The 23,543-nt window shown below is 63.4% G+C and carries 21 protein-coding genes, 1 other RNA gene and 1 pseudogene; 10 read left to right on the plus strand and 13 right to left on the minus strand.

The features are described from left to right. Nucleotides 1-49: 49 nt before the first annotated feature. From KI242_RS30240 to KI242_RS30260, 5 genes and pseudogenes are all read right to left on the minus strand, one after another. Nucleotides 50-1,267 carry a 2-octaprenyl-3-methyl-6-methoxy-1,4-benzoquinol hydroxylase gene (locus tag KI242_RS30240; protein WP_019095409.1) on the minus strand — a complete coding sequence of 406 codons (1,218 nt, stop codon included), beginning with the start codon at nt 1,265-1,267 and terminating at the stop codon, nt 50-52. Between the two features lie 9 nt (nt 1,268-1,276). After that, a complete protein-coding gene (locus tag KI242_RS30245; RefSeq protein ID WP_011064140.1) occupies nt 1,277-1,762 on the minus strand; it encodes a DUF4442 domain-containing protein in 486 nt (161 codons plus the stop codon). After that, nucleotides 1,755-2,941: pseudogene (gene ubiH / locus KI242_RS30250) on the minus strand (2-octaprenyl-6-methoxyphenyl hydroxylase). Before ubiH ends, KI242_RS30245 begins: the two are co-directional and overlap by 8 nt. Next, a complete protein-coding gene (gene pepP / locus KI242_RS30255; RefSeq protein ID WP_015637430.1) occupies nt 2,938-4,272 on the minus strand; it encodes a Xaa-Pro aminopeptidase in 1,335 nt (444 codons plus the stop codon). Before pepP ends, ubiH begins: the two are co-directional and overlap by 4 nt. 23 nt (nt 4,273-4,295) lie before the next feature. Further along, nucleotides 4,296-4,853, minus strand: coding sequence for a YecA family protein (locus KI242_RS30260; protein ID WP_011064143.1), 558 nt, complete (start codon nt 4,851-4,853; stop codon nt 4,296-4,298). A gap of 235 nt (nt 4,854-5,088) precedes the next feature. Here KI242_RS30260 and KI242_RS30265 point away from each other — a divergent pair, with 235 nt between their 5' ends. The 4 genes from KI242_RS30265 (at nt 5,089) to KI242_RS30280 (ending at nt 6,516) form a co-directional block, all read left to right on the plus strand. Next, the gene (locus KI242_RS30265) at nt 5,089-5,298 is read left to right on the plus strand and encodes a TIGR02449 family protein (protein WP_011064144.1); all 210 of its coding nucleotides are present in this window, start codon (nt 5,089-5,091) and stop codon (nt 5,296-5,298) included. Then, nucleotides 5,295-5,618, plus strand: a complete 324-nt coding sequence (locus tag KI242_RS30270) for a cell division protein ZapA (protein ID WP_011064145.1) — start codon at nt 5,295-5,297, stop codon at nt 5,616-5,618. Before KI242_RS30265 ends, KI242_RS30270 begins: the two co-directional genes overlap by 4 nt. 23 nt (nt 5,619-5,641) lie before the next feature. After that, nucleotides 5,642-5,820: non-coding RNA, 6S RNA (gene ssrS, locus KI242_RS30275), on the plus strand. Nucleotides 5,821-5,910: 90 nt separating this feature from the next. After that, on the plus strand, nt 5,911-6,516 hold the full coding sequence (locus KI242_RS30280; protein ID WP_053160376.1) for a 5-formyltetrahydrofolate cyclo-ligase: 606 nt from the start codon (nt 5,911-5,913) through the stop codon (nt 6,514-6,516). A gap of 33 nt (nt 6,517-6,549) precedes the next feature. Here the strand turns inward: KI242_RS30280 and KI242_RS30285 are convergent, their stop codons facing one another. After that, the gene (locus KI242_RS30285; RefSeq protein ID WP_015637431.1) at nt 6,550-6,699 is read right to left on the minus strand and encodes a hypothetical protein; all 150 of its coding nucleotides are present in this window, start codon (nt 6,697-6,699) and stop codon (nt 6,550-6,552) included. Nucleotides 6,700-6,895: 196 nt separating this feature from the next. On the opposite strand from KI242_RS30285, the gene KI242_RS30290 reads away from it, so the two are divergent. From KI242_RS30290 to KI242_RS30305, 4 genes are all read left to right on the plus strand, one after another. Then, nucleotides 6,896-7,345: an EVE domain-containing protein gene (locus tag KI242_RS30290; protein WP_015637432.1), complete on the plus strand. Its 450-nt coding sequence runs from the start codon at nt 6,896-6,898 to the stop codon at nt 7,343-7,345. Nucleotides 7,346-7,533: 188 nt separating this feature from the next. Next, on the plus strand, nt 7,534-8,499 hold the full coding sequence (locus KI242_RS30295; protein ID WP_015637433.1) for an HlyD family efflux transporter periplasmic adaptor subunit: 966 nt from the start codon (nt 7,534-7,536) through the stop codon (nt 8,497-8,499). Beyond that, nucleotides 8,496-11,222, plus strand: coding sequence for a ribosome-associated ATPase/putative transporter RbbA (rbbA, locus tag KI242_RS30300; RefSeq protein ID WP_041120353.1), 2,727 nt, complete (start codon nt 8,496-8,498; stop codon nt 11,220-11,222). The genes KI242_RS30295 and rbbA overlap by 4 nt, the downstream gene beginning before the upstream one ends. Further along, a complete protein-coding gene (locus KI242_RS30305) occupies nt 11,222-12,340 on the plus strand; it encodes an ABC transporter permease (RefSeq protein WP_015637435.1) in 1,119 nt (372 codons plus the stop codon). Before rbbA ends, KI242_RS30305 begins: the two co-directional genes overlap by 1 nt. A 91-nt stretch (nt 12,341-12,431) precedes the next feature. Here KI242_RS30305 and KI242_RS30310 read toward each other — a convergent pair whose 3' ends face one another. Beyond that, entirely contained in the window at nt 12,432-12,839 is a 408-nt protein-coding gene (locus tag KI242_RS30310; protein ID WP_011064151.1) for a flagellar basal body-associated protein FliL, read from the minus strand. A 176-nt stretch (nt 12,840-13,015) separates the two neighbouring features. On the opposite strand from KI242_RS30310, the gene KI242_RS30315 reads away from it, so the two are divergent. Then, nucleotides 13,016-13,993, plus strand: a complete 978-nt coding sequence (locus KI242_RS30315) for an NADPH:quinone oxidoreductase family protein (RefSeq protein WP_053160378.1) — start codon at nt 13,016-13,018, stop codon at nt 13,991-13,993. Nucleotides 13,994-14,009: 16 nt separating this feature from the next. Here the strand turns inward: KI242_RS30315 and KI242_RS30320 are convergent, their stop codons facing one another. From KI242_RS30320 to trxA, 5 genes are all read right to left on the minus strand, one after another. Beyond that, nucleotides 14,010-14,660, minus strand: coding sequence for a gamma-glutamylcyclotransferase (locus tag KI242_RS30320; RefSeq protein ID WP_053160380.1), 651 nt, complete (start codon nt 14,658-14,660; stop codon nt 14,010-14,012). 214 nt (nt 14,661-14,874) lie between these two features. Beyond that, nucleotides 14,875-15,843: a CDP-6-deoxy-delta-3,4-glucoseen reductase gene (locus KI242_RS30325; protein ID WP_011064154.1), complete on the minus strand. Its 969-nt coding sequence runs from the start codon at nt 15,841-15,843 to the stop codon at nt 14,875-14,877. Beyond that, nucleotides 15,843-17,309 carry a 4-hydroxy-3-polyprenylbenzoate decarboxylase gene (ubiD, locus tag KI242_RS30330; protein ID WP_011064155.1) on the minus strand — a complete coding sequence of 489 codons (1,467 nt, stop codon included), beginning with the start codon at nt 17,307-17,309 and terminating at the stop codon, nt 15,843-15,845. The genes KI242_RS30325 and ubiD overlap by 1 nt, the downstream gene beginning before the upstream one ends. A gap of 125 nt (nt 17,310-17,434) precedes the next feature. Further along, on the minus strand, nt 17,435-18,694 hold the full coding sequence (rho, locus tag KI242_RS30335) for a transcription termination factor Rho (protein ID WP_011064156.1): 1,260 nt from the start codon (nt 18,692-18,694) through the stop codon (nt 17,435-17,437). A 247-nt stretch (nt 18,695-18,941) separates the two neighbouring features. Continuing rightward, the gene (gene trxA / locus KI242_RS30340) at nt 18,942-19,271 is read right to left on the minus strand and encodes a thioredoxin TrxA (protein WP_003206727.1); all 330 of its coding nucleotides are present in this window, start codon (nt 19,269-19,271) and stop codon (nt 18,942-18,944) included. 374 nt (nt 19,272-19,645) lie between these two features. Here trxA and ppx point away from each other — a divergent pair, with 374 nt between their 5' ends. Further along, nucleotides 19,646-21,148 (plus strand): exopolyphosphatase, encoded by a 1,503-nt coding sequence (gene ppx / locus KI242_RS30345; protein WP_011064157.1) that lies wholly within the window; start codon nt 19,646-19,648, stop codon nt 21,146-21,148. A 174-nt stretch (nt 21,149-21,322) separates the two neighbouring features. Here the strand turns inward: ppx and ppk1 are convergent, their stop codons facing one another. Then, on the minus strand, nt 21,323-23,542 hold the full coding sequence (ppk1, locus tag KI242_RS30350) for a polyphosphate kinase 1 (RefSeq protein WP_015637439.1): 2,220 nt from the start codon (nt 23,540-23,542) through the stop codon (nt 21,323-21,325). Between the last annotated feature and the right edge of the window lies 1 nt (nt 23,543).

The raw sequence follows: 23,543 nt of genomic DNA on the forward strand, positions 1-23,543 counted from the left end.
AGATGTTGCGTAGGCTCGTCCTCGCGACGCTTGGCCAGCAAGCCGGCGCCTAGGCTCTGGCCAGTTCCGGCAAGTCGCCGCTCAGGCCCAGGGCCTGGCGCACGAACAGGGCCTTGGCCTCGGGCATCTGGTCGATCACCTTGAGGCCGGTGTTGCGCAGCCAGCGCATGGGCAGCGGGTCGGCCTGGAACAGCCGCTCGAAGCCCTCCATGGCCGCCATCAGCGCCAGGTTGTGGGGCATGCGCCGGCGCTCGAAGCGGCTCAGCACCTTGACCTCGGCCAGGCGCTCGCCGCGGCTGGCCGCTTGCAGCAGCACTTCGGCCAGCACGGCGGCATCGAGGAAACCCAGGTTGACCCCCTGCCCCGCCAACGGGTGGATGGTGTGGGCCGCGTCGCCGATCAGCGCCAGGCCTTCGGCCACGTAGCGCTTGGCATGGCGTTGGCGCAACGGCACGCAGAGCCGCGGGTCGGCGCTGATCACCGAACCCAGGCGGCCTTCGAAGGCACGCTCCAGTTCGGCGCAGAAGCTCTCGTCGTCCAGCGCCATCAGGCGCTCGGCCTCACTCGGGGTGGTCGACCAGACGATCGAACACCAATCATGCTGCCCGTCCCGTACCAGGGGCAGGAAGGCCAGCGGGCCGGTATCGGTGAAGCGCTGCCAGGCGGTCAATTGGTGAGGCTGGCTGCTGCGCACGCTGGTGACGATGGCGTGATGCAGGTAATCCCACTCGCGAGTGGTACAACCGGTAAGCCGGCGCACGGCCGAGTTGGCGCCATCGGCAGCGATCACCAGCGGCGCACGCAATTGCCGGCCATCCGCCAGGGTCAGCAGCCAGTCGTCGCCGGAGCGGCGCATCTGCTCCAGACGGGCATTGGCCAGCAGGCCGATATCGCATTCATGCAGGCGTTCGAGCAAGGCGTCCTGAACCACCCGGTTCTCGACGATATGACCCAGCACCTCGGCATGCACGCTGGACGCCGAGAAGTGGATCTGCCCGGTGCCGCTGCCGTCCCAGACCTGCATGTCGCAGTAGGGGCTGCTACGGCGCCGGGCAATGCCGTCCCAGGCGCCCAGGCGCTCCAGGATGCGCTGGCTGGCCGCCGACAAGGCACTGACCCGAGGCTCGAACGGCGCCTGGTCATCGAAGGGTTTGACACTCAGGGAACCGCCATCGAGCAGCAGCACTTCCAGGCCGCTGCCCTGCAACGCCAACGCCAAGGCACTGCCGACCATTCCGGCTCCGACAATCAGCACATCTGCGCGCATTTCCATGCTTTAGGCCTGTCTCACTGGCGGCTTGAGCCGCACATAAAGGGTTTTATCGACCCGCGCCACCAGGGTGCCGGAGCCGTCATGAATCTCTACCTGCCACTGCGGCAGGTACTTCTCGCCCGTTGCGGTCTGCTGGCGAACATCGTCGAGCAGCGCCTGGTCGATACTGAGCCGGGCAAACACCGGCCCTCTGCCCGGGGCGATGAAATCGATGGTCGCGGCCTTGTCCCAGACGATGTAGTCGGGGCCCAGGTTCTCCATCAGCATCAGCATGAAGAACGGGTCCACCATGGAATACAGGCTGCCGCCGAACTGGGTGCCGACATAGTTGCGGTTGTACCAGCCCAGGCCCATGCAGACCTGGACGTCACGGAAATCCGCGCTGATGTGCCGAACCCGCACGCCAGCCCCGAGGTAGGGCGGGTACAGGTTCAACACCCAGCGCAACAGGCGGGCCTTGCCGAACCGCCGGGTCAGCCAGTCACGCATCCGGGCGAGTGCCCAGGCCCATGGCCTGGCGAGCGAACCAGCGTTTGGCCGGTGGCAGCAGGTCCAGGCCGAGCAGGCCCAGGTTGCGCCCCACGGACAGCAGCGGCAGTTTGCTGCCGAACAGCCGGGTGACCTGATCGGAGAAGCCCACGGTCAGGTTCTGGTCCAGGCGCTGACGTTCGCGGTAGGCCTGCAGCACGGCAAAATCCCCGGCAGCGCTTCGCTGGCCAACAAGGCGTCCGCCAGTGCCTGGGCATCGCGCAGTGAAAGGTTGAAGCCCTGGCCGGCGATCGGATGCAGGCTGTGGGCCGCATTGCCCAGCACCACCAGGTGCGGGCGCACCTGTTCCTCGGCTTCCACCAGGGACAGCGGGTAGAGATGGCGGGCGCCGACTTGTTTCAGGGTTCCCAGGCGGTAACCGAACACGCCCTGCAATTCACTGAGGAAGCTGCGCTCGTCCAGGTCGGCCAGACGCTGTGCATCCATGCCCTGGCGGGTCCAGATCAGTGCACAGCGATTATCCGGCAGCGGCAGCAAAGCCATTGGGCCATCGTCGGTGAAGCGCTCGAAGGCCATGCCGTTGTGGGCTTCGCTGGGGGTGATGTTGGCAATCAGCGCACTCTGGTTATAGGGGCGGTTCTTGACCCCGATGCCCAGTTGTTCGCGCAGGCCGGAGCGGCCGCCGTCGGCCAGCACGGCGAGATCGCATTCCAGGGCGGTTTCGTCGTTCAGGGTCAGGCGATAGCCGCCTGCCAGGGGCTCCAGACGGGTGACTTCGGCCGGGCAGCGCCAGCTGATCACGTCCTTGTCCAGCCCTTGCCACAGGCATTGGCCGAGCCAGGCGTTTTCCACCACATAGCCCAGGGCCGGCACCCCTTCTTCCATGGCCGACAGGCGCGCGGTGGAGAACCGCCCACGGTCGGACACGTGAATCTGCTTGATCGGCTCGGCCCGCCGGGAGATCGCCTGCCACAGCCCCAGGCGCTGGTAGATCTGCCGGGCGCCAAAGGACAGGGCCGAGGAGCGGGCGTCGTAGCTGGGCTGGAAACTGTCGCCCGGGGCGAAGGGCTCGATCAGCACGATCTTCCAGCCCCGGGCCTTGGCCCCGGCCTGCAGCGCCAGGGCCAGGCTCGCGCCTACCAGACCGCCACCGATGATGGCCAGATTGACCCGGCTCATGACGCCTGGGTCCGCGCAGCGGCCATCAAGGCCTCGATCTCGGCCACGCTCTTGGGCACGCCACCTGTCAGAATTTCACAGCCCTGCTTGGTCACTACCACGTCGTCCTCGATGCGCACGCCGATGCCGCGCCACTTCTTCGCTACCTGCTGGTTGTCCGGGGATATGTAGATGCCCGGCTCCACGGTCAGCGCCATGCCAACCTCCAACACCCGCCACTCGCCGCCGACCCGGTACTCGCCGACGTCGTGTACATCCATGCCCAGCCAGTGTCCGGCACGGTGCATGTAGAACGTCTTGTAGGCCTCGCTGGCAATCAGCTGGTCCACATCGCCTTCCAGCAGGCCCAGTTGCACCAGGCCGGCGGTGATCACCTGGACCGTCGCCTCATGAGCCTGGTTCCAGTGCTTGTTCGGGGCGATCTGGGCAAAGGCCGCTTCCTGGGAAGCCAGCACCAGTTCGTAGATCGCCTTCTGCTCCGGCGAAAACTTGCCGTTGACCGGCCAGGTGCGGGTGATATCGCTGGCATAGCAGTCGATCTCGCAACCGGCGTCGATCAGCACCAGGTCACCGTCCTTGAGCACGGCGTCATTCTGCTGGTAATGCAGGATGCAGCTGTTGCGGCCCGCCGCGACGATCGAGCCATAGGCCGGCATCTTCGCCCCGCCCTTGCGGAATTCGTAATCCAGCTCGGCTTCCAGGCTGAACTCATGCAACCCGGGACGGCTGGCCTGCATTGCGCGGATATGGGCCTGGGCGGAGATCCGTGCGGCCTCGCGCATCACCTTCACTTCTGCCGCCGATTTATACAGGCGCATGTCGTGCAGCAGATGATCCAGGGCAACGAATTCGTTCGGCGGCTGGGCGCCGAGGTGCGCTTTAGAGCGGATCACGTTGATCCAGTCCATCAGGTGACGATCGAATTCGGGGTTGCTGCCCATGGCCGAGTAAACCCGGTCGCGGCCTTCGATCAAGCCCGGCAGGATGTCGTCGATATCGGTGATGGGAAATGCGTCATCGGCACCGTAGTCGCGAATCGCGCCCTCCTGGCCGGCCCGCAATCCGTCCCAGAGTTCGCGCTCCGGGTTGCGCTCGCGACAGAACAGCACGTACTCGCCGTGCTCCCGGCCGGGGATCAGCACGATCACCGCCTGGGGCTCGGGAAACCCGCTGAGGTACTGGAAATCGCTGTCCTGGCGATAGACGTGCTCCACATCGCGATTGCGAATGGCCACGGCCGCTGCCGGCAGAATCGCGATGCTGTTGGGCTCCATCTGCGCCATGAGCGCCTTGCGGCGACGGCTGTATTCCGCTTTCGGGATATGAATCATGGGCGGACGCAGTTCCCTGTCAGTCAGTGCAGAGAAGGCTTGGCAGCCGGCGCAACGGTCTTGTTGGTCTCGGTGAACAGCAGCAGAGGCGCAACCCGCAGGTACTCCATCACTTCCATGTAGTCGCTTTCACCGTCATCGGATTCCTCCAGCGCGTCCTGGACCTGAGCAATGGCTGCAAGGTCCTGCAACACTTCCGTGGCCTCGACGCTAAGGGCACTGCTGTCGCGGGAGTTGAGGCCGAAACCGGCGAGGAAGCCCTGGCACCACTGGCCCAGGGCAGCGGCACGCTCGGCCAGGGGGGCGTCGTCGCTGGGCAGCAGCAGGACCACGGTCATGTCATCGCTGGTGAGCTCGCCCTTGACCATCTCCTGCAGGCCGATCAAGGCGCTGCGCACGTTGTCTTGCGGCTCGCCTTCGAGCAGTTCGGCGGCGTCCACCAGCCAGCCGTCGACTTCGAAGCCGGCGCCGGCGCAGCTGCGACCCAGCAACAGGCCGTGCAGCTCGGCAGGAGAAACAGGATGACCGCTGCTGCTGAGCAGGGTGGCGAAGGCGTTGTACGGGGAATTCTGAATGGGCATGGGCAGCTAGGCGCCAAGCGGCGCAATGTCTAGAATGAAGGCCTTGTATCGTAGGGCGTGTCATCATTCATTGCCAGCGCCGCGTTGTGCTTTGCGCCCCGTTACAGTGGCCCGCAGGGCCTCGGGCGACAGACAGATTGCCGACCGGACAACGCCAGATGCGCCACGACTGCTCAGGCCATTGAGGCGCTGCCCAGCCAGTTGCCACTCATCAGACCAACTTCAGTGGGACACAATGGAAGACACCGACCTGCACGCACTGATGGCCAGACTCGAACTGCTTATTACCCGGGTCGAGCAACTAAAGAGTCAAAACGCACTCTTATTAGCTCAGGAAAAGACCTGGCGCGAGGAACGCGCGCACCTCATTGAAAAAAACGAAATCGCCCGGCGTAAGGTCGAATCGATGATTTCGCGCCTCAAGGCCCTGGAGCAAGACTCATGAGTTCAAGCAATAGCGTTACCGTGCAGATCCTCGACAAAGAGTATTCGATCATCTGCCCCCAGGAAGAGCGCAGCAATCTGGTGAGCGCCGCCCGTTACCTGGACGGCAAGATGCGCGAGATCCGCAGCAGCGGCAAAGTCATCGGCGCCGATCGCATCGCGGTCATGGCCGCCCTGAACATCACCCACGACCTGCTGCACCGCCAGGAGCGTCCGGATGTGCAGGCCAGCGCCACCACCCGGGAACAGGTGAGGGATCTGCTGGAGCGTGTTGACCTGGTTCTGGCCACCGATTCGGACACAAGCAAAGCTGATTCCTGACAGCGGTTGCGGTATACTCCCGCCACTCCCTGGGGTGCTTGCCAGTTGGCGATGTCCCTGAGCCGATTCGCACTACCCTGGAAGTTGCACGTTGGGCTGGTGTGCATGTCCGCTAGACGGAAAGCCTTAAAGCCTGCTGCATCTTCCGCCTTGAACTTTCGGGTTCAAGGGCTAAGTCGACAGCGGTTCGCCTGGGGAGCCTGAATTGTCAGCCAATGCCAGTTATCCATGCTGGCATTGGTTTTTCCGGGTAGGCTGTTCTGCCAAATCCGACCTTCTCATAGCCTCTTTCATGACCGAACCTGCGCCGCTTTCCCGCCCGCAACTTCGCCGCATGCTGCGCAAGGCCCGTCGCGCCCTGAGCCCTGCCGAGCAACGCCAGGCAGCCCTTGGCCTGTACCGCCAACTGGCCCAGGACCCGGTGTTTCGTCGGGCACGGCACCTGTCCCTGTATCTGCCCACCGACGGTGAAATCGACCCGCGCCTGCTGCTGCGTGCCGCCCAGCGCCGGGGCAAGGCCACCTACCTGCCGGTGCTCAGCGCCTGGCCCCGGACCAAGATGGTTTTCCAGCGCGTCCTCCCGGGAGAAACGCTGCGGCCCAATCGTTTTCGCATTCTCGAGCCCCGGGTCAATTGCGCGCGGCAACGCAAGATCTGGGCCCTGGACCTGGTGCTGCTGCCCCTGGTTGGCTTTGATGAAGAAGGTGGACGCCTGGGGATGGGTGGCGGCTTTTATGACCGCAGCCTGGCCTACCTTGCGCGGCGCCAGAACTGGCGCAAGCCGAAGCTGCTGGGGCTGGCCCATGAATGTCAGAAAGTCGGAAAGCTGGACCAGGCCAGTTGGGATGTACCCTTGCACGGTACGGTGACGGATCGGAGGTGGTACTTCGCTCGATAGGTGCCGCGGTCGATCAGCGGCACCCGAGCGGGTTCAGCGCTTGAAAGGCTGCGGCTGCTGTTGTGCGATTTCGATGGGAGCATCGGTCTTGCTGGCCCATAAGCTCTGCGCATAACCGGTGGTCACAACGCCCAAACCGAACAAAATAACCAAAATCCATAGTAAATCCGGTTGGCGTTTCATCGATTGCCCCCCCTCAGGCAAATCACACACGCTCCAGGCATGGTTTCCATAACAGGCCATGCAGCAGCGTCAAGCTTAAAATCCCGGCATTCTGCGATAACGTGAACCGACACGCAAATGCTGACGTCAACCGACCGTCGGTTTGTCATAAAATTGCCCGACAACCTGCCCAATCACCCTTTGGAGGGTAAGAAAGATGGCCTATTGGCTGATGAAATCCGAGCCCGACGAACTCTCGATCCAGGGTTTGCAGCAACTCGGCCAAGCCCGTTGGGACGGGGTGCGCAATTACCAGGCGCGCAACTTCCTCCGCGCCATGGCGGTAGGCGACGAGTTCTTCTTCTACCACTCCAGCTGCCCGGAACCGGGTATCGCCGGCATCGGCCGGATCATCAAGGCCGCCTACCCGGACCCCACCGCCCTGGAGCCGGACAGCGTCTACTTCGACCCAAAATCCAGTGCCGAAAAGAATGCCTGGAGCGCCATCGACGTGGCCCATGTGGAAACCTTCACCAAGGTGCTGCGCCTGGATTACCTCAAGCAGCAGGCAGCTCTCGCCGAAATGCCTCTGGTGCACAAAGGCAGCCGCCTGTCGGTCATGCCGGTCACCGCCGAACAATGGGCTGCCGTACTCGCCCTGCGCTGACCACCCAGCCCCCCTGGCGCCGGGAGTCGGATCTGTCCACGGCGCCAGCCCGAACGTTTTTTTGCCCCGATCATCATGCAGCCTGCAAACAATAGGTTTAGGCTTGGCCCTTTCATTTGACGGGCATCAAGCCGTAGAAAGCCTTGAGCCGTCAGACTTGGACGCTATTGCCGCAGGACGCAGAACACATGTCGACGAACCACCGTTCCTCCCGCCTTTTTGCTGTTTCCCTGTTGATTCTGTTACTCGCCGCCGGTGCTTTCGGCTACTGGAAATCCCTCCAGGATCGCCTGCCCGAAGGCCTGAGCATGGGCAACGGCCGGCTCGAAGCCACCGAAGTGCAGATCGCCAGCAAGATTCCGGGGCGCCTGGCGGAAGTGCGGGTCAACGAAGGCGACAAGGTGCTTCAAGGCCAGTTGCTGGCACGCATGGACACCCGCACCCTGGAAGCCCAGCGCAATCAGGCCGAGGCCGAAGTGCTGCGCGCCCGAGAGAACCTGTCTGCAGCCGAAGCCAATGTGCAGTTGCGCCAGAGCGAACTGCTGCTGGCCAATCAGGAACTCAGGCGCTCTCAGGAGCTGTTCAAGCGCGGCTTCGCCAGCCAGCAGATCATCGACCAGCAGCAGGCCCGCCTGAACACCGGCAACGCAGCAGTCCTGGCGGCCCAGGCCCAGGTCGCAGCGGTGAAGGCCGCCATCGGCGCCGCCCAGGCCCAGGTTGCTCAGCTCACCAGCGAAATCGACGACAGCAGCCTGCGGGCGCCCATCGACGGCATCATCCAACTACGCCTGGCCGAACCCGGCGAAGTGCTGGGCGCCGGCGGCCGTGTGCTGCTGCTGATCGACCCCAATGACCAGTACATGAACCTCTACCTGCCGGCTTCGGTCACCGGCCGCCTGACCGTTGGCGACGAGTCGCGGATCCTCCTCGACGCCCTGCCCAACCAGCCCCTGCCGGCGAAGATCAGCTTCGTCGCGGCCAAGTCCCAATTCACCCCCAAAGAGGTGGAAACCCGGGACGAGCGCCAGAAGCTGGTGTTCCGGGTCAAGGTGCGCCTGACTCAACCCGCCGCCGTGCCCCAGGCCAAACCGGGCATGCCCGGCGCCGGTTATGTGCGCACCGCCCCCGTGGACTGGCCGGCCAACCTGCAATGAGCGCCCTGGCGCTGCAAGCGAACGGCATCAGCCATCGCTATGGTTCACAGCAGGCCCTGAGCGACATCAGTTTCAACCTGCCAGCGGGCACCCGCTGCGGCTTGATCGGCCCGGACGGCGCCGGCAAGTCGAGCCTTCTGGGGCTGATCGCCGGGGTCAAGAAACTTCAGCAGGGCGAGCTCGACGTACTCGGCGGGCCGATCTCGCAACGGCGCCACCGCAGCAGCCTCTATCCGCGCATCGCCTTCATGCCCCAGGGCCTGGGGGGCAACCTGTATCCCGAGCTGTCCATCAGCGAGAACATCCGCTTCTTCGCCACGCTGTTCGGCCTGCCCAAGGATGAATGCGAACAGCGCATGCACAGCCTGTTGCTGGCCACCGACCTGCTGCGCTTCGCCGAACGCCCGGCGGGCAAGCTGTCCGGCGGGATGAAGCAGAAGCTTGGCCTGTGCTGTGCGCTGATCCACGAACCGGACCTGCTGATCCTCGACGAGCCCACCACCGGGGTCGACCCCCTGTCGCGCCGGCGTTTCTGGGAATTGGTCGAAGACGTACGCCGGCAACGCCCGCAACTGACCCTGCTGGTGGCAACCGCCTACATGGAGGAGGCCGAACAGTTCGAGCACTGCCTGATGCTCGACCAGGGCAAGTTGATCGCCCAGGGCTTGAGCCAGGAGCTGGCGCAGATCACCGCCAGCGGCAAGCTGGACGACGCCTTCACCCATTTCCAGGGCGACAGCGGTCATGACAACCAGCCCCTGGTGATTCCGCCGCGTTCCGGCGACAACCAGGACATCGCCATCGAGGCCCATGAGCTGACCCTGCGCTTCGGCGACTTCACCGCGGTCAACAAGGTCAGCTTCGCCATCGGCCGCGGGGAGATCTTCGGTTTCCTCGGTTCCAACGGCTGCGGCAAGACCACCACCATGAAGGTCCTCACCGGGCTGATGCCCGCCAGCGAGGGCAGCGCCAAGCTGTTGGGCAACCCGGTGGACGCCAAGGACCTGGCCACCCGCAAACGGGTCGGTTTCATGTCCCAGAGCTTTTCCCTGTATGGCGAGCTCAGCGTGCGCCAGAACCTGGAACTGCACGCCCGCCTGTTCGACCTGCCGAAAGCCGAAAGCGGCCCGCGCATTGAGGAACTGATCCAGCGCTTCGACCTCGGGGCGATTGCCGAGCAACAGTCCGGCGCCTTGCCTCTGGGCCTACGCCAGCGCCTGTCGCTGGCAGTGGCAGTGCTGCACCGCCCGGAAGTGCTGATCCTCGACGAGCCCACTTCCGGGGTCGACCCGGCGGCCCGAGACGACTTCTGGCGCCTGCTGATCGAGCTGTCCCGGGAACAGGGAGTGACCATCTTCCTGTCCACGCACTTCATGAACGAGGCCCAGCGCTGCGACCGCATTTCGCTGATGCACGCCGGCAAGGTGCTGGCCTGCGACACCCCGGCGGCGCTGCAGCAACAGTTTGCCGGCGACACCCTGGAGGCCGCCTTCGTCCGCTGCCTGGAAGAGGCCCAGGGCACGCCGGACACACCTGCGCCATCACCGGAGGCGGCTACACCCACCGCTGCCGGCACCCTAGCCGCCCCGCGCTCGGGCCTGAGCCTGGCGCGCCTGCTGGCGGTGGCCAGCCGCGAGGGCAAGGAACTGCTGCGAGACAAAGTGCGCCTGGGCTTCGCCCTGCTGGGGGCAATCTTCATGATGGTGATCTTCGGCTATGGCATTTCCCTGGACGTGGAGAAACTGGCCTTCGCCGTCTACGACCAGGATCAGACGCCACAGAGCCGTGCCTACCTGGAAGCCTTCCGCAGCTCACGCTACTTCGAGGAGAAACCGACCATCCGCAGCTCCGCCGAACTGCATCGGCGCCTGCAACGCTCGGAGATCAAGCTGGCCCTGGAGATTCCTCCCGGCTTTGGCCGTGACCTCTATGCCGGACGCCAGCCCGCGGTGGCGGCCTGGCTGGATGGCGGCATGCCGTTTCGTGCGGAAACCAGCCGCAACTATGTCGAGGCCGTGCACCAGGCCAACCTCGAGCTGCTGGCGGAACAAAGCAGCCCGGCCCTCAGCACCAGGCCGGCGGCCAAGCTGGAAACGCGCTTTCGCTACAACCAGGACGTGGTCAGCGTGAATGCCATCGGCCCCGGGGTCATGGCGCTGATCCTGGCGTTCATTCCGGCGATGCTCACGGCCCTGGGCATCGTCCGCGAAAAGGAGCTGGGCTCGATCACCAACTTCTACGCCACGCCCCTGACCCGCCTGGAGTTCCTCCTTGGCAAACAGGCGCCCTACCTGGCCGTCAGTCTGATCAACCTGGCCCTGCTGGTGGCCATGAACCGCTGGCTGTTCGGCGTGCCCTTCAAGGGCAGCGGCCTGACCCTCGCCCTGGGCGGCGTGCTCTATGTGCTGGCCACCACCAGCATGGGGCTGCTGATCTCGGCATTCACCCGCACTCAGATCGCAGCGATTCTGGGCACCATGATCATCACCAGCCTGCCCACCATCCAGTTTTCCGGGCTGATCGTGCCGCGCTCGTCCCTGGAAGGCTCGGCGGCGGTCATGGGCCAGCTGTTTCCCGCCGGTTACTTCCTCGACATCGCCGTCGGCACCTTCACCAAGGCCCTGGACCTGCGCGAACTCTGGCCCCAGTGCCTGGCCCTGGTGGGCTTTTTCCTTGGTTTCACCGGGCTCAGCCTGGTCATGCTGAAAAAGCAGGAGGTCTGATGAATCGTCTCGCCCATATCCTGCGCCTGGGCTTGAAGGAGCTCACCAGCCTGCGCCACGACAGCGTGCTGCTGCTGTTCTTGATGTATGCCTTCACCGTGGCCATCTACCTGCCCGCCGCCGGCTCGGTGATCGGCGTGCACAACGCCAGCGTGGCCCTGGTGGACGAAGATCACAGCGCCCTCTCCCGGCAACTGGCCGAAGCGCTGCAACCCCCCGAGTTCCAGGCTCCGGTGCCGCTGCCCTATGACCAGCTGGACTCGGTGATGGACAGCGGCCAGTACACCTTTGTGATCAACGTCCCGGCCAACTTCCAGAGCGACTTGCTGGCCGGGCGCCAGCCTGCGGTACAGGTCAACGTCGATGCCACCGCCATGAGCCAGGCCTTCATGGGCGCCGGCTACATCGGCCGGATCTTCCAGCGCGAGCTGCTCACCTACGCCAACCAGGCGGACGCCACCAGCAAGGCCCCGGCACTGCTGACCACCCGCGCCCTGTTCAACACCAACCTGGAGGGCGGCTGGTTCCTGGCGGTGATCCAGATCGTCAACAACATCACCATCCTGGCCATCGTACTCACCGGCACCGCGCTGCTGCGCGAACGCGAGCACGGCACTCTCGATCACCTGCTGGTGCTGCCGCTGACAGCGCTGGAGATCATGCTGGCCAAGGTCTGGAGCAACATGCTGGTGGTGGTGCTGTGCACCTGGGTATCGCTGGAGGTGATAGTCAAGGGTGTGCTGGGGGTGCCGCTGGCGGGGTCCATGGCGCTGTTCCTGATGGTTACTGCGCTCTATCTGTTCGCCAGTACCGCCCTGGGGATCTTCCTCGCCACCCTGGCCCGCTCGACCCCGCAGTTCGGCCTGCTGGCGATTCCGGTGATCATCCCGATGCTGCTGCTGTCCGGCGGCAGTACGCCGCTGGACAGCATGCCGCAGTGGCTGCAGTGGGTGATGCAGGGTTCGCCGTCGACGCACTTCGTCAGCCTCAGCGCGGCGATCCTGTTCCGCGATGCGGGAGTCAGTGTGGTCTGGCCCGACCTGCTGGCCCTGGCGACCATCGGCCTGGTGTTCTTCGCCATCGCCCTGGCGCGCTTTCGCAAGAGCCTGGCTTCATGACCCACACCGCGTAGGGGCCGGTTTGCCGGCGAAGGGCCGCAGGGACGCCTTCGCTGGCAAGCCAGCTCCTACGCCTGTAGCGGGGGCAGGCTTACTGAATGATCAGGTTGTTGAACAGCAGGTCTTCCACCACCGGCTTGCCGGTTTCGTCGTTCATGACTTGCTGCACCTGCTTGAGGGCTTCCTGGCGCAGCTTTTCCTTGGCTTCGACGTTATTCATGGTGTCGCTGGTCTGCTGGGCGAACAGCGCCACCAACTGGTTGCGGATCAGCGGCTCGTTGGCCTTGACCGCCTGGGCCGAGGCGTCGCCGGTTACTCGCAGGGCCACGTCGGCCTTGTAGACCTTGAGTTTAGGGCCGCCGTCCAGGCCGTAGTTGCCCACGAAGGGTGGGTTCAGGCTGATGTAGCTGACTTTCGGTGCTTCACCTTCTTTGGCCTCTTCGGCCATCGCTGCCATGGGCAGGGAGAGGGCCAGCAGCAACATGATCCACGCTTTCACAATTCGCTCCTTAATCCGGTTTGCGGCCTAGCATAAAGGCCCGCCCGCCTGAGCCCAAGCACAAGCACAAGCACAAGCACAAGCTTATGGCTGGTCATCAGGACCGGGCATGCTCGTTGACCGCCTGATTCACACTCCTACACTTATCGGCCACCACTCCCAAAGGAATAGCCCTGATGAAAGCCGTGCTGTGCAAAGCCTTCGGCCCTGCCGAAACGCTGGTGCTGGAAGAGGTCGCAAGCCCCGTGCCGAAGAAGAACGAGATCCTGCTGGAAGTGCATGCCGCAGGCGTCAACTTCCCGGACACCCTGATCATCGAGGGCAAGTACCAGTTCAAGCCGCCATTCCCCTTCTCCCCGGGGGGCGAAGCGGCCGGCGTAGTCAGCGCAGTGGATGAGAAGGTCGGCCACCTCAAGGCCGGTGACCGGGTCATGGCCCTGACCGGCTGGGGCAGCTTCGCCGAGCAGGTGGCCGTCCCCGGTTACAACGTGCTGCCGATTCCCGCCGCCATGGACTTCAATACAGCCGCCGCCTTCAGCATGACCTACGGCACCTCGATGCACGCCCTCAAGCAGCGCGGCAACCTGCAGCCCGGTGAAACCTTGCTGGTGCTTGGTGCCTCGGGCGGGGTCGGGCTGGCCGCCGTGGAAATCGGCAAGGCCATGGGCGCCCGGGTGATTGCCGCTGCCAGCAGCGCGGAAAAGCTCGCCGTGGCCAAGGCTGCCGGTGCCGATGAGCTGATCAACTACAGCGAAAGCAGCCTGAAGGACGAGATCAAGCGCCTGACCGGCGGCAATGGCGCGGATGTGATCTACGACCCGGTGGGCGGCGACCTGTTCGACCAGGCCATCCGCTCCATCGCCTGGAACGGCCGGCTGCTGGTGGTGGGGTTCGCCAGCGGGCGCATCCCCGAGCTACCGGTGAACCTGGCCCTGCTCAAGGGTGCAGCGGTGGTGGGTGTGTTCTGGGGCTCCTTCGCCCAGCGCCAGCCCCAGGACAATGCGGCGAACTTCCAGCAACTGTTCGGCTGGTTCGCCGAGGGCAAGCTCAAGCCGCTGGTCTCCCAGGTCTATCCGCTGACGGAGGCTGCGCGAGCCATCGATGATCTCGGCCAGCGCAGAGCGGTGGGCAAGGTCGTGGTGCAGGTGCGCTAAGACCGGCAACAGGGCCTCAATGGGCGTCCGCCCCCTTGCAGCGCTTGAGCCGCGCCTCCAGGTTGCGATCTGGCATGGCGTGGCTGCGCAGGGCCTGGACCGTCTGTTCGACATAATCGCGGGTGGTGCCATACCGCCCGCAAGCGCTTTCGAACACCTGGTTCAGGACATCGTCCGGCAGATTGCCGGCATAGCTGGGCAGGTGTCGCTCCAGCACAAAGCCCAGGGCCTGAACCTGGCTGCCATCCTCAAGGCGGCAGTTGAGCCAGTGCGGGCGATAGGATGGATAAGGCATTTCACGCTGCCACAGGGCGTACAGCGAGGCGTCCAGTTGCTCTTCCGGCAGCCGATAGGCGAAGCCGCTGCAGGAGCCGCCACGATCCAGGCCGAACACCAGCCCCGGCAGCTCCGGCGTGCCGCGATGCTCGTGGGACCACAGGTACAGGCCGCGATGATAACCATGCACCCTGCCCCGCTTGCGTTCGACCGCCGAGCATTCCGGCCGCCAGATCAGTGAACCGTAGGCGAACAGCCACACCGGCCCACCCTTGTGCCGGGCCATGGTGGATTGCATGGAACTGCGAAGTTGGTCGTGCGTCAGCTGCGGGCCCAGATCGAGCCGTGGAGGGTAAGCCAGATTCAGAAAACTGGATTCAAGGGCTGTCATGGCGAATAGCGTTCGGCTCCCCGCGTAAAAGAAGTTACTTAATAGAACGCTTGGCAGTAACTGCAAGACACATGAGTTTCAAGGCAAGTTAAGTGCCACTAAGCAGTGGCACTTAAGTTGGAGGCTTATATATAACCTACCGGCATTTATTTAATTAGATAAATACCGATAGGCTATATACAGAGTTATAACGCGCCGCGCAGGCCCGATGCAGTCAGGGCCGCGGGGCGTAGGCAAACACGTCGGCGCGCATTTGGTGGGCATCCATCCCGGCACTCACCAGCGCATCCAGGGTGGCGTAGATCATCGCCGGCGAGCCGCTGGCGTAAACGTGTACCGCCGACAGGTCGGTAATGTCCTCGCACACCGCTTCATGCAGCATGCCGCAGCGCCCCTCCCAGCCACACAGGTCGCTGACCACTTTGTGCAGGTAGAGGTTGGGCAGTTGCTGCCACTCGTCCCAGTGTTCCAGCTGGTAGAAATCTTCCGGCCGGCGCACGCCCCAGTACAGGTGCACCGGATGCTTGAAGCCGGCGGCCCGACAATGCTCGATCAGGCTGTGCATCTGCGCCATGCCGGTACCGGCGGCGATCAGCACCAGCGGCCCATCCGGCAACTCGGCCAGGTGGGTGTCGCCAAAAGGCAACTGCACCCGAGCCATGCGGTTGCGCTGCAGTTGCTCCATCAGGCTTTGCGCACTGTTCTCGCGCACCAGCACATGCAGTTCCAGATCTCGCCCGCTGTGAGGCGCCGATGCCAGGGAAAAGGCCGACTTCTCACCGTTATCCCGCTCCAGCATCAGGTACTGCCCGGCGTGATAGCGCGGCGGCTTGCCGGCCGGTGCCCGCAGCCTGACCCGCCAGACATCGCCGCCGACCTCCAGGCATTCAGTAAGCTGACACGACAGGCTGCGCACCGGCAATTCTCCCAGCGCAAGGACGCCATCCCACAGCACGATGCAGTCTTCCAGCGGCTCTGCAATGCAAGTGTAGAACTCGCCGTGATCACGCACGTCGCCAGCTTGCTGCACGCTGCCCTCCACCAGCAGCGCCGCACAGACATGACAGTTGCCATTGCGGCAGCTCTGCGGGCATTCATAGCCCAGGCGCCGCGCCGCATCGAGAATCCGCTCGCCGGGCAGCGTCTCAAGCACGGCTCCGGAGGGCTGCAAGGTTACACGCATCAATCTATTCCTAACTGATTCCAGATGGCATCGATCCGGCGGGTGACCGCCTCATCCTTGACGATGACCCGGCCCCACTCTCGGGTGGTTTCTCCAGGCCACTTGTGAGTCGCATCGAGCCCCATCTTCGAACCCAGGCCAGACACCGGCGAGGCGAAGTCGAGGTAGTCGATCGGGGTGTTGTCGATCATCACCGTGTCGCGCTTGGGGTCCATGCGCGTGGTGATGGCCCAGATCACATCGTTCCAGTCCCGGGCATTGATATCGTCGTCGGTGACGATAACGAACTTGGTGTACATGAACTGTCGCAAAAACGACCAGACACCCAGCATGACCCGCTTGGCGTGGCCCGGGTACTGCTTCTTCATGGTCACCACCGCCATGCGGTAGGAACAGCCTTCGGGCGGCAGGTAGAAGTCGGTGATTTCCGGAAACTGCTTCTGCAGGATCGGCACGAAGACCTCGTTCAGCGCGACGCCGAGGATCGCCGGCTCATCGGGCGGCCGGCCGGTGTAGGTGCTGTGGTAGATCGGCTTGATGCGGTGGGTGATGCGCTCCACGGTGAACACCGGAAAGCTGTCGACCTCGTTGTAGTAGCCAGTGTGGTCGCCGTACGGGCCTTCATCGGCCATCTCGCCGGGATGGATCACCCCTTCAAGGATGATTTCAGCCGTGGCCGGAACCTGCAGGTCGTTACCGCGGCACTTCACCAGCTCAGTGCGGTTGCCCCGCAGCAGGCCGGCAAAGGCGTATTCGGAAAGGCTGTCCGGCACCGGGGTCACGGCGCCGAGAATGGTCGCCGGGTCCGCGCCCAGCGCCACCGACACCGGGAACGGCTGGCCCGGGTGCTTCTCGCACCACTCGCGGTAATCCAGCGCGCCGCCGCGGTGGCTCAGCCAGCGCATGATCACCTTGTTGCGGCCGATCACCTGCTGACGATAGATACCCAGGTTCTGCCGGTCCTTGTTCGGGCCCTTGGTCACGGTCAGGCCCCAAGTGATCAGCGGGCCGACATCGCCCGGCCAGCAGGTCTGCACCGGCAGCATGCCAAGGTCGACGTCGTCGCCTTCGATCACCACTTCCTGGCACACCGCATCCTTGACCACCTTGGGCGCCATGGAAATGATCTTGCGGAAGATCGGCAGCTTGGACCAGGCGTCCTTGAGCCCCTTGGGCGGCTCCGGCTCCTTGAGGAACGCCAGCAGCTTGCCGATCTCGCGCAGTTCGCTGACCGCCTCGGCGCCCATGCCCAGGGCCACGCGCTCGGGGGTGCCGAACAGGTTGCCGAGCACGGGGATGTCATAACCGGTGGGGTTTTCAAACAGCAGGGCCGGGCCTTTGGCACGCAAGGTGCGATCGCAGACCTCGGTCATTTCCAGCACTGGGGACACCGGAACCTGGATGCGCTTGAGTTCCGAGCGCTGTTCCAGGCCGCTGATAAAGTCGCGCAAGTCGCGATACTGCATGCGTGAGCCTCGTTTTCGCCGTGGCATTCGGGGCAGGCAGTTTAGCGCCGAACCCACAGGTTCAGAATAGAGAATGTCAGATAGCAAAAAGCCGGGTTTCCCCGGCTCTTGCTGGCCTGATCGATTTACTTGCGTTTCATCGACAGGAAGAACTCATCGTTGGTCTTGGTCTGTTTCAACTTGTCGACCAGGAATTCGATGGCAGCGACTTCATCCATGGGATGCAGCAGCTTGCGCAGGATCCACATGCGCTGCAGCTCGTCGTCGGCGGTCAGCAACTCTTCGCGGCGAGTGCCGGAACGGTTGATGTTAATGGCCGGGAAGACGCGCTTTTCAGCGATCTTGCGGTCCAGGGGCAGTTCCATGTTGCCGGTACCCTTGAACTCTTCGTAGATCACTTCATCCATCTTCGAGCCGGTTTCAACCAGCGCGGTAGCGATGATGGTCAGCGAGCCGCCTTCCTCGATGTTCCGCGCGGCGCCGAAGAAACGCTTCGGTTTCTCCAGGGCGTGGGCATCGACACCACCGGTCAGGACCTTGCCGGAGCTCGGGATCACGGTGTTGTAGGCACGGGCCAGACGGGTGATGGAGTCCAGCAGGATCACCACGTCCTTCTTGTGTTCGACCAGGCGCTTGGCCTTCTCGATCACCATCTCGGCCACTTGCACGTGGCGGGTTGGCGGCTCGTCGAAGGTGGAGGCGACCACTTCGCCGCGCACGGTGCGCTGCATTTCGGTCACTTCTTCCGGACGCTCGTCGATCAGCAGCACGATCAGATGAACTTCAGGGTTGTTGCGCGTGATGTTCGACGCGATGTTCTGCAGCATGATGGTCTTGCCCGCCTTTGGCGGAGCAACGATCAGACCACGCTGGCCTTTACCGATCGGGGCGCACAGATCGATCACACGACCGGTCAGGTCTTCGGTGGAACCGTTGCCGGCTTCCATCTTCATGCGCACGGTCGGGAACAGCGGCGTCAGGTTTTCGAACAGAATCTTGTTCTTGGCGTTCTCTGGGCGGTCGTAGTTGATGGTATCGACCTTGAGCAGCGCGAAGTAACGCTCGCCTTCCTTGGGAGGGCGGATCTTGCCAACGATGGTGTCACCGGTGCGCAAGTTGAAGCGACGGATCTGGCTTGGCGAGACGTAGATATCGTCCGGGCCAGCGAGATAGGAGGCGTCAGCAGAGCGAAGGAAGCCGAAGCCGTCCTGGAGGATCTCCAGCACGCCATCACCGGAGATTTCCTCACCGCTTTTCGCGTGCTTTTTCAGCAGGGAGAAAATCACGTCCTGCTTGCGCGAACGGGCCATATTTTCTATGCCCATCTGTTCGGCCAATTCGAGCAGTTCGGTAATCGGCTTTTGCTTGAGTTCAGTCAGATTCATATAGGAATGACGTAATCATTTATAGAGGGGGGAAATTAAGCTTTTGGCTTAATGAGGCCGCGCCGCAGAGAAGGCGACAGGATCGCGTACTAATTCGAAAAGGAGAGCGTCGGCGACGGCTTGCAGGGGGCAATGGAGAAACCAGTGCGGGGCCGAATGTAACACCTGAGTTTCGGAGCGTCTAGCCCTCAATTACGAAAAAGCCCCGCATTTTGCGGGGCTTTTCCAGGGCACTGAAAATCGACGCTTAGATGTTGGCGTCGAGGAAGGCAGCCAGTTGCGACTTCGACAGTGCGCCAACCTTGGTAGCTTCGACGTTGCCGTTCTTGAACAGCATCAAGGTCGGGATACCACGCACGCCATGCTTGGCCGGGGTTTCCTGGTTCTCGTCGATGTTCAGCTTGGCAACGGTCAGCTTGCCCTTGTAGGTTTCAGCAATTTCGTCCAGAACCGGAGCGATCATTTTGCATGGGCCACACCACTCGGCCCAGTAGTCGACCAGTACAGCGCCTTCGGCTTTGAGTACGTCGGCCTCGAAGCTGGCGTCGCTGACGTGTTTGATAAGATCGCTGCTCATGGAATTCTCCAGGTTGTAAGCAAAAAAACGTGGCCCATCATATCTGCCCTTCCCGCGTTCAGGAAGCCGGAGATGATTGACTCTAACTATGGTGCCCCACGAGTTTGGGTATAGCTCAGCTGGGGACGTTACGCGGGTTGCACAGGCCATTCGGCAACCCCGGCCGGCACCACGCACCTGTTGCAGCTGGGTCTTTGCCTGGCTGCCAAGGAGCGGCTCGCCCGATTGAACGGGATCTTTACTGGCCAGGGAACCGCCGGCCCACCGCCCCGGCGCAGGCTTTTATGCGTTGAATCAACGCATTGGACACTGCGCGTTGGCGCGAGCCGTTGATCGTGGCAGGATGGCGAGGTTATCGACCGAGACCCCCCACCATGCCCCAATCCCAAGCCAAGAATCTGTCCCTGATCGCCGCGATCGATCTGGGCTCCAACAGCTTTCACATGGTCGTGGCCAAGGCCCGGAACGGTGAAATCCGCATTCTCGAGCGGCTCGGAGAAAAGGTTCAACTGGCCGCCGGCATCGACGAAGAACGCCAGCTCAACGAAGAATCCATGCAGCGCGGTCTCGACTGCCTCAAGCGCTTCGCCCAACTGATCAACGGCATGCCCCAGGGCACGGTGCGCATCGTCGGCACCAACGCCCTGCGCGAAGCCCGCAACCGCGGCGAGTTCATTCGCCGTGCCGAGGAAATCCTCGGCCACCCGGTGGAAGTCATCTCCGGCCGTGAAGAAGCCCGCCTGATCTACCTCGGGGTGTCCCACACCCTCGCCGACACCCCGGGCAAGCGCCTGGTGGCCGACATCGGCGGCGGCAGTACCGAATTCATCATCGGCCAGCGCTTCGAACCCCTGCTGCGCGAGAGCCTGCAGATGGGCTGCGTAAGCTTCACCCAGCGCTATTTCCGCGACGGCAAGATCACCCCTGCCCGCTATGCCCAGGCCTACACCGCCGCACGCCTGGAGATCATGAGCATCGAACATGCCCTGCATCGCCTGACCTGGGACGAAGCCATCGGCTCGTCCGGAACCATTCGCGCCATTGGCCTGGCCCTCAAGGCTGGCGGCCAGGGCAGCGGCGAGGTCAACGCCGAAGGGCTGGCCTGGCTCAAGCGCAAGCTGTTCAAGCTCGGCGACGCCGAGAAGATCGACTTCGAAGGTATCAAGCCCGACCGCCGGGCGATCTTCCCCGCCGGCCTGGCAATTCTCGAAGCGATCTTCGATGCCCTGGAACTGCAACGCATGGACCACTGCGAAGGCGCCCTGCGTGAAGGCGTGCTCTACGATCTGCTGGGCCGCCATCATCACGAAGACGTCCGTGAACGCACCCTCAGCTCGCTGATGGAGCGCTACCACGTCGACCTGGAACAAGCCTCGCGCGTAGAAGGCAAGGCCCTGCGCGCCTTCGACCAGGTTGCCGCGGACTGGGACCTGGAAGACGGCATCTGGCGCGAACTGCTGGGCTGGGCGGCCAAGGTCCATGAAGTGGGGCTGGACATCGCCCACTATCACTACCACAAGCACGGTGCCTACCTGATCGAGCACTCGGACCTGGCGGGTTTCTCCCGGGAAGACCAGCAGATGCTGGCTCTCCTGGTGCGCGGCCACCGCCGCAACATCCCCAAGGAAAAATTCGCCGAGTTCGGCGACGACGGCATCAAGCTGATCCGGCTGTGCGTGCTGCTGCGTTTCGCCATCCTCTTCCATCACATCCGTGGCACCCAGCAGATGCCTCAGGTGAGCCTCAGCGCCCTGGGCGATCAGCTGGACGTGGAGTTCCCGGAAAACTGGCTGGATGAAAACCAGCTGACCCAGGCCGACTTCGCCCTGGAGGCCGAATGGCTGACCCGGGTGGGCATCGTGCTCAACGTCAACTGACCCTGCCACGGAGCTGCAGGAGCCGGCTTGCCGGCGAAAAGGCCGCGAACCCTTGCATCGCCCTCAGGGGCGCCTTCGCTGGCAAGCCAGCTCCCACAGTTCTTGCAAGCCGCACAAAAAAGGCCAGCCCGGTGATCGGGCTGGCCTTTTTATTATCGGCGACGCCTGACGCGCTTAGCGCACCGGCAGCACCGGGCTGCCAAGGCGCTCCAGCAGGGTTGCCTGGGCACTGCGCGGGTTCTGGTTGCCGGTCGGCGTGTTGCGGATATAGCGGCCGTCGGACTGCAGGCTCCAGCTGTGGGTGTTGTCGGTGAGATAGCTCTCCAACTCTTTCTTGACCCGCAGAATCAGCTTCTTGCCCTCCACCGGGAAGCAGGTTTCGACCCGCTTGTCGAGGTTGCGCTCCATCCAGTCGGCGCTGGAAAGGAACATCTGTTCCTCGCCGCCATTGAGGAAGTAGAACACCCGGGTGTGCTCCAGGAAGCGGCCGATGATCGAGCGCACGTGGATGTTGTGCGAGACCCCGGCAATGCCCGGACGCAGGCAGCACATGCCACGCACCACCAGGTCGATGCGCACGCCCGACTGGCTGGCCTTGTACAGCGCGCGAATGATCTTCGGATCGGTCAATGAGTTGAACTTGGCGATGATGTGCGCCGGTTTGCCGTCCAGGGCGAACTGAGTCTCCCGGGCGATCATGTCGAGCATGCCCTTCTTCAGGGTGAACGGCGCATGCAGCAACTTCTTCATGCGCAGGGTCTTGCCCATGCCGATCAGCTGGCTGAACAGCTTGCCCACGTCCTCGCACAAGGCATCGTCGGAGGTCAGCAGACTGTAGTCGGTGTACAGACGGGCGTTGGCCGCGTGGTAGTTGCCGGTGCCCAGGTGCGCATAACGCACGATCTCGCCGGCTTCGCGACGCAGGATCAGCATCATCTTGGCGTGGGTCTTGAACCCCACCACGCCGTAGATCACCACCGCACCGGCCGCCTGCAGACGGCTGGCCATCTGCAGGTTGGACTCTTCGTCAAACCGCGCACGCAATTCGATCACCGCGGTGACCTCCTTGCCGTTGCGCGCCGCGTCCACCAGGGCGTCGACGATCTCAGAGTTGGCGCCGCTGCGGTACAGGGTCTGGCGCACTGCCAGCACATGCGGATCCTTGGCAGCCTGGCGCAGCAGGTCGACCACCGGGGTGAAGGATTCGAACGGGTGCAGCAGCAGGATGTCCTGCTTGCTGATGACGCTGAAGATGTTCTCGCTGTTCTGCAGCAGCTTGGGGATCTGCGGAGTGAACGGGGTGTATTGCAGCTCCGGGTGGCTGTCCAGGCCGGTGATGCTGAACAGCCGCGTCAGGTTCACCGGGCCGTTGACCTGGTACAGCTCGGTCTCGTGCAGGTTGAACTGCTTGAGCAGGTAGTCCGACAGGTGCTTGGGGCAGGTGTCGGCCACCTCCAGGCGCACCGCGTCACCGTAGCGACGGGAGAACAGCTCGCCTCGCAGCGCACGGGCCAGGTCTTCGACGTCCTCGGTGTCCACTGCCAGGTCGGCGTTTCGGGTCAGGCGGAACTGATAGCAGCCTTTTACCTTCATGCCCTGGAACAGGTCATCGGCGTGGGCGTGGATCATCGACGAGAGGAATACATAGTTGTCACCAGGACCGCCGACTTCTTCCGGCACCTTGATGATCCGCGGCAGCAGGCGCGGCGCGGGGATGATCGCCAGGCCCGAATCGCGACCGAAGGCGTCGATGCCTTCCAGCTCGACGATGAAGTTCAGGCTCTTGTTCACCAGCAATGGGAAAGGGTGCGTCGGGTCCAGGCCGATAGGGGTGATGATCGGCGCGATCTCGTCGCGGAAATAGCGGCGAACCCAGGTCTTGAGCTTGGTGGTCCAGTAGCGGCGACGGATGAAACGGATCTGATGTTTTTCCAGTTCCGGCAACAGGATGTCGTTGAGGATCGCGTACTGGCGGTCGACATGCCCGTGCACCAGTTCACTGATGCGCGCCAGCGCCTGGTGCGGCTGCAGACCGTCGGCACCGGCCTGTTCGCGAGCGAAGGTGATCTGCTTTTTCAGGCCCGCCACGCGGATCTCGAAGAACTCGTCCAGGTTGCTGGAGAAGATCAGCAGGAACTTCAGGCGCTCCAGCAACGGATAGGACTCATCCAGTGCCTGCTCCAGCACGCGGATGTTGAATTGCAGCTGCGACAGCTCGCGGTGGATGTACAGGCTGCTGTCATCCAGGTTGGGAATGACGATGGCCGGTGCCGGTTGCGTCTCGGCCACCGCGGCCGGGGCCACTGGCTCCAGCTCCGGCGGGGTCTCCACCACTTGCTCGACCACCGGCTGAGCTTCTTTTACGGCAACTTCTGAGAGTCCTTCAGTATTCATC

Origin of the sequence: Pseudomonas sp. Eqa60, from assembly GCF_018326405.1 — a bacterium.
In the GTDB taxonomy this organism is placed as follows: Bacteria; Pseudomonadota; Gammaproteobacteria; order Pseudomonadales; family Pseudomonadaceae; genus Aquipseudomonas; species Aquipseudomonas protegens.